Annotated in this window: 14 protein-coding genes and 1 riboswitch; of the genes, 8 read left to right on the forward strand and 6 right to left on the reverse strand. The window is 47.4% G+C overall.

Going from position 1 to position 14615, the window contains the following annotated elements:
- Nucleotides 1-9: 9 nt before the first annotated feature.
- Nucleotides 10-576: a LutC/YkgG family protein gene (locus tag JMI88_RS03830; RefSeq protein ID WP_201360409.1), complete on the reverse strand. Its 567-nt coding sequence runs from the start codon at nucleotides 574-576 to the stop codon at nucleotides 10-12.
- A 149-nt stretch (nucleotides 577-725) separates the two neighbouring features.
- On the opposite strand from JMI88_RS03830, the gene JMI88_RS03835 reads away from it, so the two are divergent.
- The 4 genes from JMI88_RS03835 to JMI88_RS03850 all read left to right on the forward strand — a co-directional run bounded on the left by JMI88_RS03835 (nucleotide 726) and on the right by JMI88_RS03850 (nucleotide 5364).
- Complete coding sequence (locus tag JMI88_RS03835; protein ID WP_201360410.1) at nucleotides 726-1544, forward strand: DeoR/GlpR family DNA-binding transcription regulator; 819 nt, start codon at nucleotides 726-728, stop codon at nucleotides 1542-1544.
- 38 nt (nucleotides 1545-1582) lie between these two features.
- The gene (gene rhaI / locus JMI88_RS03840) at nucleotides 1583-2803 is read left to right on the forward strand and encodes an L-rhamnose isomerase (RefSeq protein WP_201360411.1); all 1221 of its coding nucleotides are present in this window, start codon (nucleotides 1583-1585) and stop codon (nucleotides 2801-2803) included.
- Nucleotides 2797-4263 (forward strand): rhamnulokinase, encoded by a 1467-nt coding sequence (locus JMI88_RS03845; RefSeq protein ID WP_201360412.1) that lies wholly within the window; start codon nucleotides 2797-2799, stop codon nucleotides 4261-4263. The genes rhaI and JMI88_RS03845 overlap by 7 nt, the downstream gene beginning before the upstream one ends.
- A 147-nt stretch (nucleotides 4264-4410) precedes the next feature.
- Entirely contained in the window at nucleotides 4411-5364 is a 954-nt protein-coding gene (locus JMI88_RS03850) for an LLM class F420-dependent oxidoreductase (RefSeq protein WP_201360413.1), read from the forward strand.
- 150 nt (nucleotides 5365-5514) lie between these two features.
- Here the strand turns inward: JMI88_RS03850 and JMI88_RS03855 are convergent, their stop codons facing one another.
- Complete coding sequence (locus tag JMI88_RS03855) at nucleotides 5515-6543, reverse strand: Gfo/Idh/MocA family protein (RefSeq protein ID WP_201360414.1); 1029 nt, start codon at nucleotides 6541-6543, stop codon at nucleotides 5515-5517.
- 125 nt (nucleotides 6544-6668) lie between these two features.
- The gene (locus tag JMI88_RS03860) at nucleotides 6669-7445 is read right to left on the reverse strand and encodes an SDR family NAD(P)-dependent oxidoreductase (protein WP_201360415.1); all 777 of its coding nucleotides are present in this window, start codon (nucleotides 7443-7445) and stop codon (nucleotides 6669-6671) included.
- 296 nt (nucleotides 7446-7741) lie between these two features.
- Nucleotides 7742-7901: riboswitch (FMN riboswitch) on the forward strand.
- A gap of 341 nt (nucleotides 7902-8242) precedes the next feature.
- Between JMI88_RS03860 and ribD the strand changes: the two genes are divergently transcribed.
- The 4 genes from ribD to JMI88_RS03880 are packed head-to-tail and all read left to right on the forward strand — an operon-like array spanning nucleotide 8243 to nucleotide 11789.
- Nucleotides 8243-9367, forward strand: a complete 1125-nt coding sequence (gene ribD / locus JMI88_RS03865; RefSeq protein WP_201360416.1) for a bifunctional diaminohydroxyphosphoribosylaminopyrimidine deaminase/5-amino-6-(5-phosphoribosylamino)uracil reductase RibD — start codon at nucleotides 8243-8245, stop codon at nucleotides 9365-9367.
- A 60-nt stretch (nucleotides 9368-9427) separates the two neighbouring features.
- Complete coding sequence (ribA, locus tag JMI88_RS03870) at nucleotides 9428-10693, forward strand: GTP cyclohydrolase II (RefSeq protein WP_201360417.1); 1266 nt, start codon at nucleotides 9428-9430, stop codon at nucleotides 10691-10693.
- On the forward strand, nucleotides 10690-11169 hold the full coding sequence (ribH, locus tag JMI88_RS03875; protein WP_201360418.1) for a 6,7-dimethyl-8-ribityllumazine synthase: 480 nt from the start codon (nucleotides 10690-10692) through the stop codon (nucleotides 11167-11169). The genes ribA and ribH overlap by 4 nt, the downstream gene beginning before the upstream one ends.
- Before the next feature lie 29 nt (nucleotides 11170-11198).
- A complete protein-coding gene (locus tag JMI88_RS03880) occupies nucleotides 11199-11789 on the forward strand; it encodes a riboflavin synthase (RefSeq protein ID WP_201360419.1) in 591 nt (196 codons plus the stop codon).
- A 39-nt stretch (nucleotides 11790-11828) separates the two neighbouring features.
- Here JMI88_RS03880 and JMI88_RS03885 read toward each other — a convergent pair whose 3' ends face one another.
- The 3 genes from JMI88_RS03885 to JMI88_RS03895 form a co-directional block, all read right to left on the reverse strand.
- Nucleotides 11829-12740, reverse strand: coding sequence for a sugar phosphate isomerase/epimerase family protein (locus JMI88_RS03885; RefSeq protein ID WP_201360420.1), 912 nt, complete (start codon nucleotides 12738-12740; stop codon nucleotides 11829-11831).
- 107 nt (nucleotides 12741-12847) lie between these two features.
- The gene (locus tag JMI88_RS03890; RefSeq protein ID WP_201360421.1) at nucleotides 12848-13705 is read right to left on the reverse strand and encodes a LamG domain-containing protein; all 858 of its coding nucleotides are present in this window, start codon (nucleotides 13703-13705) and stop codon (nucleotides 12848-12850) included.
- A gap of 255 nt (nucleotides 13706-13960) precedes the next feature.
- The gene (locus tag JMI88_RS03895; protein ID WP_201360422.1) at nucleotides 13961-14587 is read right to left on the reverse strand and encodes a TetR/AcrR family transcriptional regulator; all 627 of its coding nucleotides are present in this window, start codon (nucleotides 14585-14587) and stop codon (nucleotides 13961-13963) included.
- Between the last annotated feature and the right edge of the window lie 28 nt (nucleotides 14588-14615).

Raw genomic sequence — 14615 nt, forward strand, 5'->3', positions numbered from 1 at the left:
GTTCACCTTTCAGTTTTCTATGAAAAGAACACAAACAGCTTTAGGCCCTTGCACACCAATTGTTAGTGTGCGTTCGATATCTGCGGTTCGACTTGGTCCGGTGACAAGCGAGATGTACCGTTTTTGCTCAGGTCCCGCTTTTGTGAGTTGCTGCAGACGTACTCCAGCATCATCCAGCATGGGAAAAAGATCTTGCGCATGTATAAGCACAAAATGGGTGAGTGTTAGCATGCTGACAACCCTTGCTTCCAGCGTGTTTTCCGCTAGCATGATGGAACCAGTCTCAGCAATAGCAAGTTCTGCATTTGAGAGGCCTGCAGGCGCATCAGCTACCTCTGAAGGAGTTCGAGCCTTTCGAATGGTAAAACCATTTTCTTGTAATGGCGCTAGTATACCTTCCCATGGAAGCCTTTCTGTAAAATCAGGTGGGACAACTATCTGGCGCTCTTTTTCTTCAAAAGCTTTATGCGCTATAATGATATCAGCGGCTTGTGCAAGGTTTTCTAGCCAGTAACATTCTCCACCAACTGCAGTTAGTCTCTGCCGAAAATGGGTAAACAGTTCTGATTTTGTCATGTGTCTTTCATTCCTCCTCCCTTTGTGGTCTTATACATAATAATAGCATCTGCAGTTACGAAAAAAGAAGTATTGACAAATCCAATAGAATATGTTACAAGTAAATGAAACATACCGAAACCATTTGAAAGCAGAGAGAAAAGCAATACATGGATATAGAAAAGGAAAAGGCGTACGCACCTGCCATGCTGACCGCTGGTTCGTCCCTTTTTACGAATGAAAGAAGACAGCAAATCGCGCATATTTTAGGTGAACAGCAACGTGTAACTGTTCCTGCTTTAAGCCAGCTTTTTGCTGTTTCTGAAGTGACAATTCGCAAGGATCTGGCCTGGCTTGAAGCTCACCACGTTGCGGTACGTACTCATGGAGGGGCCGTTCTGGCTACCAGCCATTCGCTGGAAATGGGCTTCGATACTCGCGAGAAGCTTCAGCACAATGAGAAGGAGCGTATTGGCGCCACCGCAGCTAGTTATGTGCTCGATGGTGAGACCATTGCGCTAGATGCCAGCACGACAGCCCTTGCTATGACCCAGTATTTAAAAGCGAAGCGAGAATTGACGGTCGTTACCAATGGCTTGCGCATCGGGATGGAACTTATCAATACTCCTGGTATCTCCGTTCTCATACCCGGTGGTATGCTACGTCATGAGTCGTTCTCGCTCATTGGAACCTGGGGAAAATCTGTTTTACAACAGGTTCATATCAGTAAGGCGTTTGTGGGCGCCCGTGGCTTTTCTCCCACTGAAGGTCTAACTGATGTAAATGGGGAAGAGGTTGAACTGAAACGCGCTATTGTCGAGGCCGCGAAAGAGGTTATTGCTATTGTTGATCATAGCAAGTGGGGGCATCTGGCCTTTGCTACGTTTTGCCCTCTTGAACGGCTTAAGCTGATTATTACCGATGCGAAGGCTCCGACCGACATGGTTGAGCAAGTACGCAATCAGGGCATTGAGGTCTGGATTGCTTAGTGTCTGTTATCGCTAGTACAGGGAAGGAGTAGCGGTCAATGGGGATTTCGGCATACACATTTTTTGAGCAGCAACAGGCAGATCGTGGCATCGATCTTGAGCAGGTGAAACAGCAGATTAAGGCATTGAAGATTGAAACCCCTTCCTGGGGCTATGGAGACTCGGGAACGCGCTTTAAGGTCTTTCAGCAGGTTGGCGTCCCTCGCAATCCGTTTGAAAAACTGGAAGATGCCGCTCAGGTCCATCGCGTGACAGGGGCATGTCCTTCGGTTGCTTTGCATATCCCCTGGGATAAAGTTGAGGATTATGACCAACTTCGTCGTCATGCTGATTCCCTGGGACTCACCCTTGGAGCGATTAATCCTAACCTTTTTCAGGAAGATGTGTATATTTTTGGTAGCCTTTGTAATTCGAATGAAACTATTCGCCGTCAGGCTGTGAATCATACACTTGAGTGCGTCGATATTGCCCGCGCAACTGGCTCTTCTTTGATTAGTCTCTGGCTTGCTGATGGTACTAATTATCCCGGACAAGATAATATTCGTGAGCGTAAACATCGTCTCTTGAGTTCTTTACAAGAGATCTATCAGGCGCTGGATCCCCATATGCGTTTGCTCATTGAATATAAATTTTTTGAGCCTGCTTTTTACCATACTGATCTTGGCGACTGGGGTATGGCTTATAACATGGCTTTGAAGTTGGGCAATCAGGCTCAAGTGCTGGTTGATACTGGCCATCATGCCCAGGGAACAAATGTAGAACAGATTGTGGCTTATCTCCTCGACGAGCAAAAACTAGGTGGCTTCCATTTTAATAGCCGTAAATATGCCGACGATGATTTAATTGTGGGCTCAACCAATCCTTATGAACTTTTCTTGATCTTCTATCAAATTCTGGATGCTTCCCAGGCTACCGATGCGGGGGTCCATCAGACGGCTGCTAATATCGCCTATATGATCGATCAGAGCCACTGCATTGAACCTAAAATTCCGGCTATGATCCGCTCGATTCTGAACGTTCAAACGCAGTTCGCCAAAGCACTCTTAATTGATTTCTCTGCCGTGAAACGAGCCCAGGAACGGCAAGATGTTCTGGCCGCTGAGAATGCTGTCCGTGAAGCGTTTGAGTTTGATGTTACTCCTCTCCTGCGCGCTGTTCGTGAAGAAATGGGCGTACCAGTTGATCCAATGCGCGCTTATTTACAGAGCGATTATGGTCAGCGTATTCTTGCTCGCGGTAAAGGTGGTGCAAGTTGGTAAAAGCTCTCGCTTTCGATTTAGGAGCGAGCAGCGGACGAGCAGTCGTTGGTCAGTTTGATGCAGACAAACTAACTATCGTTGATACCCATCGTTTTCCCAACGAGCCAGTGCATGTGCTGCAGCACATGCACTGGGATATCCTGCGCTTGCTTCATGAAATCAAACAAGGATTGATTCAGACGCGTTTGAAGGGTCATGCCGATGCTCAGAGCATTGGCATCGATACGTGGGGCGTTGACTTCGGCCTGTTAAATACTCAAGGCGAACTCCTTGGTAATCCTTATCATTATCGCGATGGACATACCAATGGTGTAATGGAACAGGTCTTTCAACAGGTTCCACAGGCTGAGATTTTTCAGCGCACAGGTATTCAATTCATTTCTTTCAATACTATTTATCAGTTGGTGGCCTTGCAACGTTCCGCTTCCTCTTTCCTTGCCCAGGCTGATTCTTTGCTCTTAATACCTGAGCTCCTGCGCTACTTTTTGACAGGGAAACGCTTGAGCGAGTGGACAATTGCCTCTACGACTCAATTGTGTGATCCAACTACCCAAAATTGGGATACGTCTCTCTTGCAGAAGTTGGATATCCCCACCAGGTTGTTTCAATCTCCTGTCAGTCCCGGTACGCTGGCTGGAACATTGCTCCCGGCTATTAGTTCGGAGGTTGGCCTGCCTTCCCTGCAAGTTGTTGCCGTAGCTGAACACGATACGGCTTCCGCTGTCGTGGCAGTTCCTGCTGCCAGCCCCGATTTTGCTTACCTCAGCAGTGGTACGTGGTCGTTGTTAGGAACAGAAATCTCTTCACCGATCCTTAGTGCTCAGGCCCTGCAGGCGAATGTTACCAATGAAGGAGGCGTCAATCAAACAATTCGTCTGCTTAAAAATGTTACCGGGCTCTGGCTCTTGCAGGAATGTCGGCGTATTTGGAAAAATGAGGGCCAGCAGTTTACCTTTGAGGAAGAGAAAAAACTGACCGCTGGAGCACCTCCATTCCGTTCTTTTATCAATCCAGACCATCCTATGTTTATGAGCCCTGCCCATATGCCTCATCAGATACAAGCATATTGTCAGCAAACAGGGCAACCAGTGCCACAGACAGAGGGTGAGATATTTCGCTGTATCATTGAGAGCCTGGCTCTGCGCTATCGCTATGTGCTGGAGATGATTGAAAATCTGGTGCAAAAGCGCTTTTCGGGATTACATGTGGTCGGTGGCGGTTCTCAAAATACGATTCTATGCCAATATACAGCCAATGCACTTGGCCGTAAGGTCTGGGCTGGCCCGGTGGAAGCAACGGCTATTGGCAATTTGCTTGTTCAGTATATCTCCCTTGGACATCTGGAAAATCTTCAACAGGCTCGCTCCCTTGTTCGACGGTCCTTTCCTATTCAAACCTATGAGCCACTCGAGGTTTCTCAGTGGGAGGAAGCATATGTGCGGTTTTGTCAGGTCATCTAATCTGAGACTCAATTACGCTTAAAAGAAGGAATGCTTCTAGCAGAGCGTCGTGCAGATTTGCACTTTCTTGCATAAATATCGTAGGCTGATAGAGTAACGGGTCTTGATGACCTTATTTTCCGGGCTAACAAAGGAGCTTATTTTATCATGGATTATGGAGTTATTGTTCCCCAGGGATGGCGTATGGATCTTGTTGGGATCCCCGATCCCGTCGAGGCATATGAGGCTATGACCCGCGTGGCTCAGGAGGCCGAGGCTCTGGGATATCATTCAATCTGGCTCTATGACCACTTCCATACAGTGCCTACTCCAACCCAGGAAGTAACTTTCGAATGCTGGACCAGCACTGCTGCTCTAGCGCGCGATACGAAACGCGTTCGTATTGGCCAAATTGTAACTTGTAATAGCTATCGCAATCCAGCTTTGCTGGCAAAAATGGCCAGTACGGTCGATGTGCTAAGCCATGGTCGCCTTGATTTCGGCATCGGTGCAGGCTGGTATGAGCATGAGTATCGAGCTTATGGCTATGAGTATCCCGACGCTCCTGAGCGCTTACGCCACTTGCGTGACGCTCTCCAGGTGATTCTGGCGATGTGGACTCAGGAAGAGGCTACGTTCGAGGGCAAGTATTATCAGGCCCGAGGAGCGATCAATCAGCCTAAAGGCGTTCAGAAACCGCATATTCCCTTGCTTATCGGTGGTAGCGGTGAGAAGGTGACCTTGAAACTCGTTGCTCAGTATGCTGATGCTTGCAATGTTGGTGGTGATATTCCTAATATCAAGCATAAGCTGGCGGTTCTTAAAAATCACTGCGATGCTCTGGGTCGTGATTTCAATAGTATTCGCCGTACCGCTATTGTCGATGTGTGTGCTATTGCTGAGACCGAAAGTGAAGCAATCGCAAAATTAACACAGGGTGAGCGCGATAATCTCGTAGAATTACGCAAGTCAAGCTTAATCGGCACACCTGCGCAGATTCGTCAGCGCCTGGCTGAATATGAGGAAGCTGGCATCCAGGAGCTGTTGATTCACTTTGTTGATGCAGCGACCAATCTGGAATCAGTGCGTCTGTTTGCGCGTCAGTGCATGCAGGCCTCCTGACATTGCTTCTAGTAAAACAGGAAGGAAGCGAACCATCTGCTTGGTTCGCTTCCTTCTTTCCATCTTCCATCTTTTAGGTGCTTATACAAAATATAAAGCTTTTCCATTTTTGCTTCAATTACTCGTTTTGCGGATGCGCAGGCAATTCGATTACCAGCTGATTCTGACTGCTTGCCCTGTTTCAGCACTTTCGATGGCTCCAAATACCATAGCCAGGCTTTTAATATTGTCTGCAGCTTGCGTTTCAGGCTGGGTGCCATTTTGAATACATTCAAAGAACTCACGAATTAAACCTGCATGTCCTCCGATATTGTCTGCCTCATATGCAGGTATTTCTATATCCTGATAGACTGAAATAAAGCTGCCCGTCTCCTTAACGATCTGAGCCTGCTGCTTCTTTCCTCCATCCCAGATTAGTGTGCCTTTTTCACCAATCACGCGCCAGTCACATTCCCAGGTTGTAGGTAATCCTTCGGCACACCAGCTTCCACGATAGGTATAGATGGTACCGTCTACCATTTCAAAAATGGCAATAGCTGATGCGTCCTGATCATACCAGGAACCTCTGGGATTCCATTCTTTACAGTAAACTGATACTGGATCAGCTCCGATTAGAAGGCGCGCTGCATCAAAGGTGTGAATGGCCATATCCAGGAGTAATACGTGCTTCATATGGTCTCGGAATCCTCCAAAATGAGCACCGATATAGAAATCACTGTTCACGGTTGTGATTCCGCCAATGGTTTTCTGTTCCAGAAAATGCTTGATCTGGCGAATTGCTGGCTCATAACGCCGGTTCTGGATTACTGAAAAGATTTTCCCGGATTGCTGGGCTGCTGCCAGCATTTCTTTTGCATGCTCCATTGAGTCGGCCAGCGGTTTCTCGCTTAATACATGGCATCCATGCTTCAGTGCAGTCATGGTAACTTCATAATGAGCTTCAGGAATGGTGCAGTTGAAGACGGCATCTACCTCTGTCTGCTCAAAAACACTGGCCAGGTCCCTGGCAATTATGGCGTTTGGCAGTTGGAAATCTGTGGCTTTCTTTCTCGCCGCTTCTTCCAAAATATCTATCAGGCCTACAATTTCAACTTCAGGCAGTTGGCGAACAGCTTCTAGCCAGGCTCCACTCATTCCTCCACATCCGACCAGAACGGTGCGCACTTTTTGGTGTTGCATAATATCCTCTGTGATTCTTAGATGCATATATTCAGCGCGTGCATACATAAAGCGTCTGATAAAATCACTCCTGGCTCGCGCTTCTTCTGCTATTGGAAGCCAGGAGTATACACTTGCTCAGACAGCTATTTTGCAGTCCATCCACCATCGATGACTAGTGTAGATCCTGTAATAAAGGCTGCTTCTTCTGAAGCTAGATAAAGCGCTGCGCTGGCGATTTCTTCTGGTTTTCCCATACGTCCTATTGGCTGACGCGCATGCAATTTGTTACGTTCTTCATCTTTTGTCTCAGGAAAATTCTTGGCGAGGAAACCTTCAACAAATGGCGTATGCACTGTTCCTGGACAGATGGCGTTGGCACGGATGTTTTGTTGGATAAAATCCATGGCGATGGAGCGTGTGATGCTGATGACGGCCCCTTTGCTGGCACCGTAGGGTAGGCGGCGGTCGACAGCAATCATGCCCGCTACAGAGGCGATGTTTACGATTACGCCTCCTTGCGGTTGTTGCGCGACCATGTGCTTGACTCCCTCACGGGCACAGAGAAATACTCCTTTGGCATTAACGCCCATGACGCGCTCCCAGTCGTTCAGGCTGGTCTCTAGAATATTGCCTACATGGCTTACACCGGCATTGTTTACTAAAATATCAAGCCGTCCGTGTTCCTGCACTACCTGGGTAAATATAGCCTGGACCTGAGCTTCGTCTGCGACGTTTAACTCTACGGCCTGCGCATGTCCATCCAGTGCTTCAATTTCACCGGTAACGGTGCGCGCTGCTTCCAGTTGAATATCTGCAATGATAATATGCGCTCCCTGTTTGGCATAGAGTAAGGCGATTTCTCGCCCAATGCCAGATCCAGCGCCAGTGATTAGTGCTATTTTATTATCTAAACGAAACACAAATGAATCTCCTTTATACTGCATATTCCATGACACATTATTACAATTAATAGTTGTTGAAAGCTGACCTTTTTATAGTGTAACATACCTGGTATTGCTGCTTCCAGCACATTTCATATGCATATACGCTATAGAAATATTCTTGTCCTTAGTGATAAATCGCTGTATGTTGTTTTTTTCGAGAACTCTGCCACTCACACCGGCATGCGTGACCAGACGTTTATTTGCTTTGACCGGCTGCATAAGAGTTGACAAACCTCTGTTTTTTCATTATTCTCTGAACATATAAAATACATCAGAGTCTTCGGGGCAGGGTGAGAAAATGCCTTTATGCATTTTCAATTCCCGATCGGCGGTATAGCCCGCGACCTACTGTATGAGGATTTGATTCCATACATTGGTGGACCTGGGGAAGTTCCAGGGCCGACGGTATAGTCCGGATGGGAGAAGACATCAGTAACAACTAATTACCTGTGTTGTTATTGTCTCATGTAACATAGTGTCTGTTTGTGCTTCGATATGGTAACTTGCTGGTGCCTGCCATCTGACAAGATACCTTTCGATTGTGTTGGTTCTATTCCGTTTGGAAGATGCCTTTTCTTCCAGATGTTGGTCGGCGTGTCATTATAGAGATGCGGCGGCTCTATAGGCAGTTCACTGCTGACCTTCACGATCATTATATTCGATGTTTTTACTGAACAGATGCTATTGTTGATGCCCCTTCTCCTGTCTCTGTACTCATCTATTCCCTCGCTGATGTGGTTGTGTGTTTTGCTGCAGAAAAAGGACTATCTACGGTGGATGATTCAGAGACAATGCAATTAGCTTTAGATTTGGCGTCTCGCGTTGAAGGTCGCACTAGCCCACGCCCTCCAGTGGGGGCTGTTGTCGTGCGCGATGGGGAAATTGTTGGTCAGGGCGCTACTGCTCCACCATTTGGACCTCACGCAGAGATAGAGGCTCTGACTGCAGCTGGTCCGGCTACACGTGGCGCAACTCTCTATGTCACGCTCGAACCATGCTGCGTTACTATCCATACACCTCCTTGCACTGATGCCATCATTGCCGCTGGTATTCAACGCCTGGTTGTAGGAACTCTCGATCCTAATCCATTGGTCGCTGGCCGAGGACTACAACAGCTACGCGCTATGGATATCGCTGTACATTGCTTGGATTCGGAGGCTGCTGCTCTACTCGTGCGTCCATTTGCAACGTTCATTACTCAACAACGTCCCTATGTGACAGCGAAATGGGCGATGACACTTGATGGCAAACTGGCTACCCACACAGGTGACGCTCGCTGGATCAGCGGGCCTCAATCTCGTGCCCTGGTCCATGATCTGCGCGATCGGGTCGATGCTATTCTTATTGGCGCCCGCACAGCTTCTATAGATAATCCACAGCTAACGGCACGCCTCTCTTCTGACATATCGGTACAAATGCAGCGCACTCGTCGCTCAGGCCCTTTGCGCGTTATCCTGGCTACACATGGACAACTTCCAGACCATCTGGCTCTTTTGCAACCCGCTCTGGCTGCAGGGACCTGGATTATTGTTGGCGAAACGTGCTCTCCCACCTATATCCAGGCATTGAAACGTCGTGGGGTACGCGTTTGCCCGGTCGCTGTGGACGATCATCATCACATTGATATTGCGGCTGCCTTAGAGTTGCTGGCACAGCAAGGCTATATGCATGTGCTGATGGAAGGAGGTTCTCATATCCTTGGAAGTGCCTTTGAGTGCCGCTGCGTCGATCATGTTATGGCTTTTATTGCGCCTAAAATTATTGGAGGATCTTCTGCACCTTCTCCGGTGGGTGGCTCTGGCAAAGGTACGATGTCAGAAGCATGGGAATTGTGCAATAGCTCTATCCAGCAATTTGGGGATGATGTCTTGATTAGAGGTGACGTTAAGTATATTTGATTGTTTTGTTTTTTGCCTTATATCCTGATGAGTAGACATCAGTAAGACTGGAGCGTTTATATGGAAACTCAACAACAATTTTCACCTTCTTATCTGTCAATAGCTGATGCGGTACATGCAGTTCAAACAGGCAAAATGCTGTTGATCTGCGATGATGAAGACCGTGAGAATGAAGCGGATCTTTGCCTGGCAGCCCAATTTGCCACTACAGAGGCGATAAATTTCTTTATGCATTCTGCTTGCGGGCTCATTTGTGTGGCAATGGCTGGAGAGCTCCTGGATGCATTGCGCCTGCCACTGATCGTTAACGAAGGGAAACCCTTGCAGGATACTGCTTTTGCTATGTCTGTCGATGCTTATGCCTCTACGACAACAGGCATTTCTGCCCATGATCGTGCTCAGACTATTCGCACGCTGGTCGATCTTACTACCCGGCCAGAAGATCTCGCCAGGCCAGGACATGTATTTCCACTGCGTGCTCGTGCTGGTGGCACGCTCGAACGCCGAGGACATACGGAGGCAGCAGTTGATTTGATGCGCATTGCAGGTCTGACTCCTGGCGCTGTCATCTGCGAGGTTCTGGATCACACTGGCAATGCAGCACGAGGAGCAGTGCTACGTGATATGGCACGTGATTGGGGCATCGGTATCATCTCTGTTGATGCTATTGCGCGTTTTCGTCGCGATCATCGCGCCAGCCTGATTGCTCAGACGCAGTTGCCCCTGCCAGAAGCACAGTTTAAAACGCTGGCTTATCGTGAAATAACTTCGGGTCAGCAATATGTTGCTCTGGTACTCGGCGAGCTCGCAAGCGACCAGGGAATTCCTCCATTGGTACGCCTTCATTCGGCCTGCGCCACTGGAGATATCTTTGGCTCACAGCGCTGTGATTGTCAGGCGCAATTACAGGCTGCATTGCATGCTATTGCGGTCGAAGGGCGTGGTGTTCTTCTCTACCTTCCTCACGAGGGCCGGGGTATCGGTCTCTCAGCCAAACTGCAGGCGTATGCCTTGCAAGATCAGGGCTATGATACGCTCGAAGCTAATGAAAAATTGGGCTATCCCGTTGATGCTCGCGACTATACTACAGCCGTTGAGATTTTACAGGATCTCCATATTACTCACGCTCGTTTGATGACTAATAGCCCTAGAAAAATACAGGCTCTTGCATCCGCTGGCGTTAAGGTTGAACGCGTTCCCCTTGAGATACAACCGACGGCCGATAATATTCGTTATCTACACACAAAATACCAGCGCCTGGGACATATGCTGGTCAATCCACAAACTGCTGATTTTTCATCTGCCTGGAAAGAGTGTGAACTATGACACAGGATCAATTTTATGCCGCTGAATCTACTACGCCATTGAACGGTGCAGGCCTTACGATCGGTCTCGTTGTTGCTCGCTATAACTGGTCTGTTACGGGAGCTGTGCTGGCATTGAGTCGGCAAGAGTTATTAAATCTAGGGGTAGCAACAGAGGCGATCCATGTTGTGTATGTTCCCGGTTCATATGAACTGCCGACCATTGCTCAGGCGATGCTAACGCATGCAGCATACGATGCATTAATCTGTATTGGCTGTGTGATGAAAGGAGAAACACGTCATGATGTGGTCGTTGAAGATGCTGCGGCACAGGGTATCCAACGTGTCGCCCTTGATACAGGCGTTCCGATTATTCTGGGCGTGCTTTGTGTAGAAAATCAGCAACAGGCTGAACAACGCATCCCAAGAGGCAGAGAATTTGCGCAAGCAGCGGTGGATGTTGCCTGCACGGCTCGTCTGTTACGGCAAAAACGCTAAATTGTGTTGTTTTGATCAGGAGGACAATTATGTTTACGGGAATCGTTGAAGAACAGGGCATACTTCAACAATGCATAGAAACAGGCTTACTCATCTCAGCCAGGCATATATTGCAGGATGTGGCGGAAAAAGATAGCATTGCTGTCGATGGTATTTGTCTGACAGTTACAGAACTGGGAACAGATTGGTTTCGTGTGGATACTATGCCGGAAACCATACGCCGTACACGTTTGGCCAGTTTGCATCCAGGCGATCACCTGAATCTGGAGCGTTCTCTGTTAGCTAATGGCCGTATGGGCGGTCATATGGTTCAGGGACATGTAGAGGCGTGTGCGCCTATCCTGTCAACACGAGAAGATGGTATCGGTCTGGATGTGGTGATTGCCTTACCGCACGACCTGCGCTCTTATATTATTCCCAAAGGCTTCGTTGCCTTAAATGGTGTCAGTCTAACTGTAGTAGATGTCTGGGCCGATCGCTTTTCGATTTCCCTCATCCCCTACACACGCGAACATACTAATCTGGGGCAGGCCGTTGAAGGGATGTTGCTTAATCTGGAAACCGATATCGTTGGTCGCTATGTTGCGCGTTTTTTCCAGTCTGCTCAATTCAATCAATGACACGATCAGCAAACAATGGCCTGATCAGTACGCTGCTCTTCAGTTAAAGGTAGCAAGTATTTGACGCAAAAAATGAACTGAACGTTGCAATTCGTCTAGCCCATTGACACCGTCTTCGATCGAAATCCAACCATGAAAACCGACCGCTTTTAAGGTCTGGAAAATGCTGGGAAAATCATTGAGGCCAGTACCTATTTCGCCATGACACAGTATGCTGGCATAACCAGGACCTTCCTCTTCAGCTCGGAGATCTTCTAGCGTATATCCGGGCTGGAGACGCCGATCACTGGCATGCATACTGACAACACGCTCTTTCACTGCATCAAGCACGAGTAAGGGATCTTCTCCTGCCAGCATGGCATTGGATGGATCATAGTTAACACCAAACCAGGGTGAGTCTATGGCATGGACAATTCGCGAGAATAGGGGTAGATGCTGGGCGAATTCTGGATATGTCCAGTAGTTATCTTTGTAGTGATTCTCTATGGCCAGTATGACACCATGTGCTTGCGCATAAGGCAGAAGTTGCTGGATACTATCTACCACCATTTCTATACCTTGCTCCTCAGAGATGTCTGGCCTTCTTTGTCCGGATAGCACGCGGCAAGTTCGCGGCGCGGATGCTGCAAAAAAATCTACCAGTTCTATCATGCGCTTGCATTTCTCAATTTCGGCCTTGCGCAGAGCCTGATCTGGTTGGGTAAAATCCGGAGAAGCACAGAGCATGGGCATAGCTAATTGATGCCTTTGTAACGCTGAGCGTATATCCGTTAAATAAGGACGTTCAAATGATGTGAAGAAGCCGGGATATAGCTCTAATCCGTCTACACCTAAGCTCGCGGCCATCTCTATCCACTGAAATAATGTCAGGCTTCTGCTCACACAAAGTTCATCCATAAAGCACTTGGGAAAGGCTGCGATTTGTTCTGTATGGGTGCCTTGAGTATTCATATTTCTCCTTCTCCTTTATGGCTATGGCATGGATAGAGGCATCGCTGCATACAATATCCATCAAAAACTTGTAAGACAGTAAGGGGATCAAATGGTCCGGCCTGGGTTTATGGAGTGGGACTGCCGTTCGCTGGAGTTGCAGTGGGCGTCATGCCTGGTAGAGGATCTACAATAGACTCAACGTCCATGCTGATGAAAGATGCTGTTGCTTCATCTGATGACCAGCCATTATCTACAAATAAGGCGATTTGCCCTTTTGTGTAATCAAAATCTTCTAGCTTCTGAATCTCTACGCCATTTACTTTCAATATCATTTGAGGGCCATTCATTGATACCTCAAGCCTGTTTTCTTGCCCGATCTTTTTAATAGATGGGATTCTGGTAATGCTGCTCAGCACTGTGCTTTGTGGCAATTTGTTGTCATCTAAATACTCTTTGTTGATGGTAATGGTATTGTTCCCAGAAATATCGATACGATAGTCGTGATCGAGATTGCTGTCTCCTCTTAGATAGAGCCCTACTTTATCGTTCTTGTCTGCTTGTTCAAAAATATAACTCATGTCGAGGGTGAAATTACTCAAAGGCGCTGTAGTTGGAACATTTTCGATTAAGATTTTGTGTTCCGCCACAGATAAGGTGAGCTTGTTGTCAGCCATAGAACGTATATATCCTGTGCTACTGGATACGGCCCATCCGTTGCGATTGTCTAAAAAATCTTCGTGGAATAATGTGGTTGGGGTTGGCGTGGCTGTAATAGTCGTGGTGGGGGTGACTGCAGGCGTAACCGTGGGCGTCGTTGCTCCTTTGGTGGCAGTAGCTGTTGGCACTACCTGGGAAATATCACCTTCACTTCCTTTGATTTTTGCAGCAAAAATAACACTGCCGCTTATAAGTATAAGTAGCAGTAAAGCAACCCAGACGAAAAGTCTTATATATCTTTTCTGGCGCTTCTTTTCACTTCCCATAACAGTGAGTTGCTCCCTTGTTTCAATATCTATAGTAAAAACGTAACTGATAGCTATACGTTTCTGCTGCTATGCTTACTTTTTGCTCATTACATCACTGCTATCACTTATGGAATAGCCTGAATTATTTTCATTAGCTCAATATTGAATGATCTCCCCCTTCCACTATCTACGTTCAAAGCAGAAATCTGGTATGCTACTATGGATGATTTCATACCTTTATGGCTACTTGCATTCTCATTGAGAGGAATGATGCTAGAGCAAATGGGCCGTCTCGTCAGGCATATGCGTGACTCCTGGCGTTAATAGTAACCCTTCTACGATAAATTGGCGATAGCTTGTAATTACTTGCTGCACACTTAATCTTCCATTCGGACGAAACCAGGTCGCGACTTCTGTGCACATAGCAATTATGGCATATGAGGCGATCTTTACATCACTCTGGCGGAAAACTCCTCTTTCCATACCATCTTGTAATAGTTCCTGCAGGAGAGCTTCATATTTATCTCGTAATGAGATGATATGTGCTTTATGCTCTTCTTCTAAGGCTCTCATCTCTGTGTCGATAATAAAGAATTCCTCTTTGTACGTTGTATGCATGCGAATATGATTGGCAATTGCCTCATGTAGGCGCTGGAGCGGATCATCAAACTCTTTTAGTACATGTTCCAGGCTTACATTCAAACGTAGCATATAGGTTTCCATTATTTCAATCAGGAGAGCCTGTTTGTTGGGATAGTGATGATAGATACTCGCAGCTTGTATCCCCGCAATACGAGCGATATCTCTCAATGGTGCTGCGTGGTATCCATACTGGGCAAAAAGGTGGACAGCAGCAGCTAATATGCTTTCACGCATTGAAGAACGGCCATCGGGCCGCATAAGCTCATTCCCTCGTTTCTCTCAGTCT

The organism is Dictyobacter formicarum, from assembly GCF_016587435.1.

Bases quoted from the DNA above. Each gene is read 5' to 3' on its own strand.
- JMI88_RS03830 (WP_201360409.1), bottom strand. From the start codon at position 576: ATGACAAAATCAGAACTGTTTACCCATTTTCGGCAGAGACTAACTGCA.
- JMI88_RS03835 (WP_201360410.1), top strand. From the start codon at position 726: ATGGATATAGAAAAGGAAAAGGCGTACGCACCTGCCATGCTGACCGCT.
- rhaI (WP_201360411.1), top strand. From the start codon at position 1,583: ATGGGGATTTCGGCATACACATTTTTTGAGCAGCAACAGGCAGATCGT.
- JMI88_RS03850 (WP_201360413.1), top strand. From the start codon at position 4,411: ATGGATTATGGAGTTATTGTTCCCCAGGGATGGCGTATGGATCTTGTT.
- JMI88_RS03855 (WP_201360414.1), bottom strand. From the start codon at position 6,543: ATGCAACACCAAAAAGTGCGCACCGTTCTGGTCGGATGTGGAGGAATG.
- ribA (WP_201360417.1), top strand. From the start codon at position 9,428: ATGGAAACTCAACAACAATTTTCACCTTCTTATCTGTCAATAGCTGAT.
- ribH (WP_201360418.1), top strand. From the start codon at position 10,690: ATGACACAGGATCAATTTTATGCCGCTGAATCTACTACGCCATTGAAC.
- JMI88_RS03880 (WP_201360419.1), top strand. From the start codon at position 11,199: ATGTTTACGGGAATCGTTGAAGAACAGGGCATACTTCAACAATGCATA.
- JMI88_RS03885 (WP_201360420.1), bottom strand. From the start codon at position 12,740: ATGAATACTCAAGGCACCCATACAGAACAAATCGCAGCCTTTCCCAAG.
- JMI88_RS03890 (WP_201360421.1), bottom strand. From the start codon at position 13,705: ATGGGAAGTGAAAAGAAGCGCCAGAAAAGATATATAAGACTTTTCGTC.
- JMI88_RS03895 (WP_201360422.1), bottom strand. From the start codon at position 14,587: ATGCGGCCCGATGGCCGTTCTTCAATGCGTGAAAGCATATTAGCTGCT.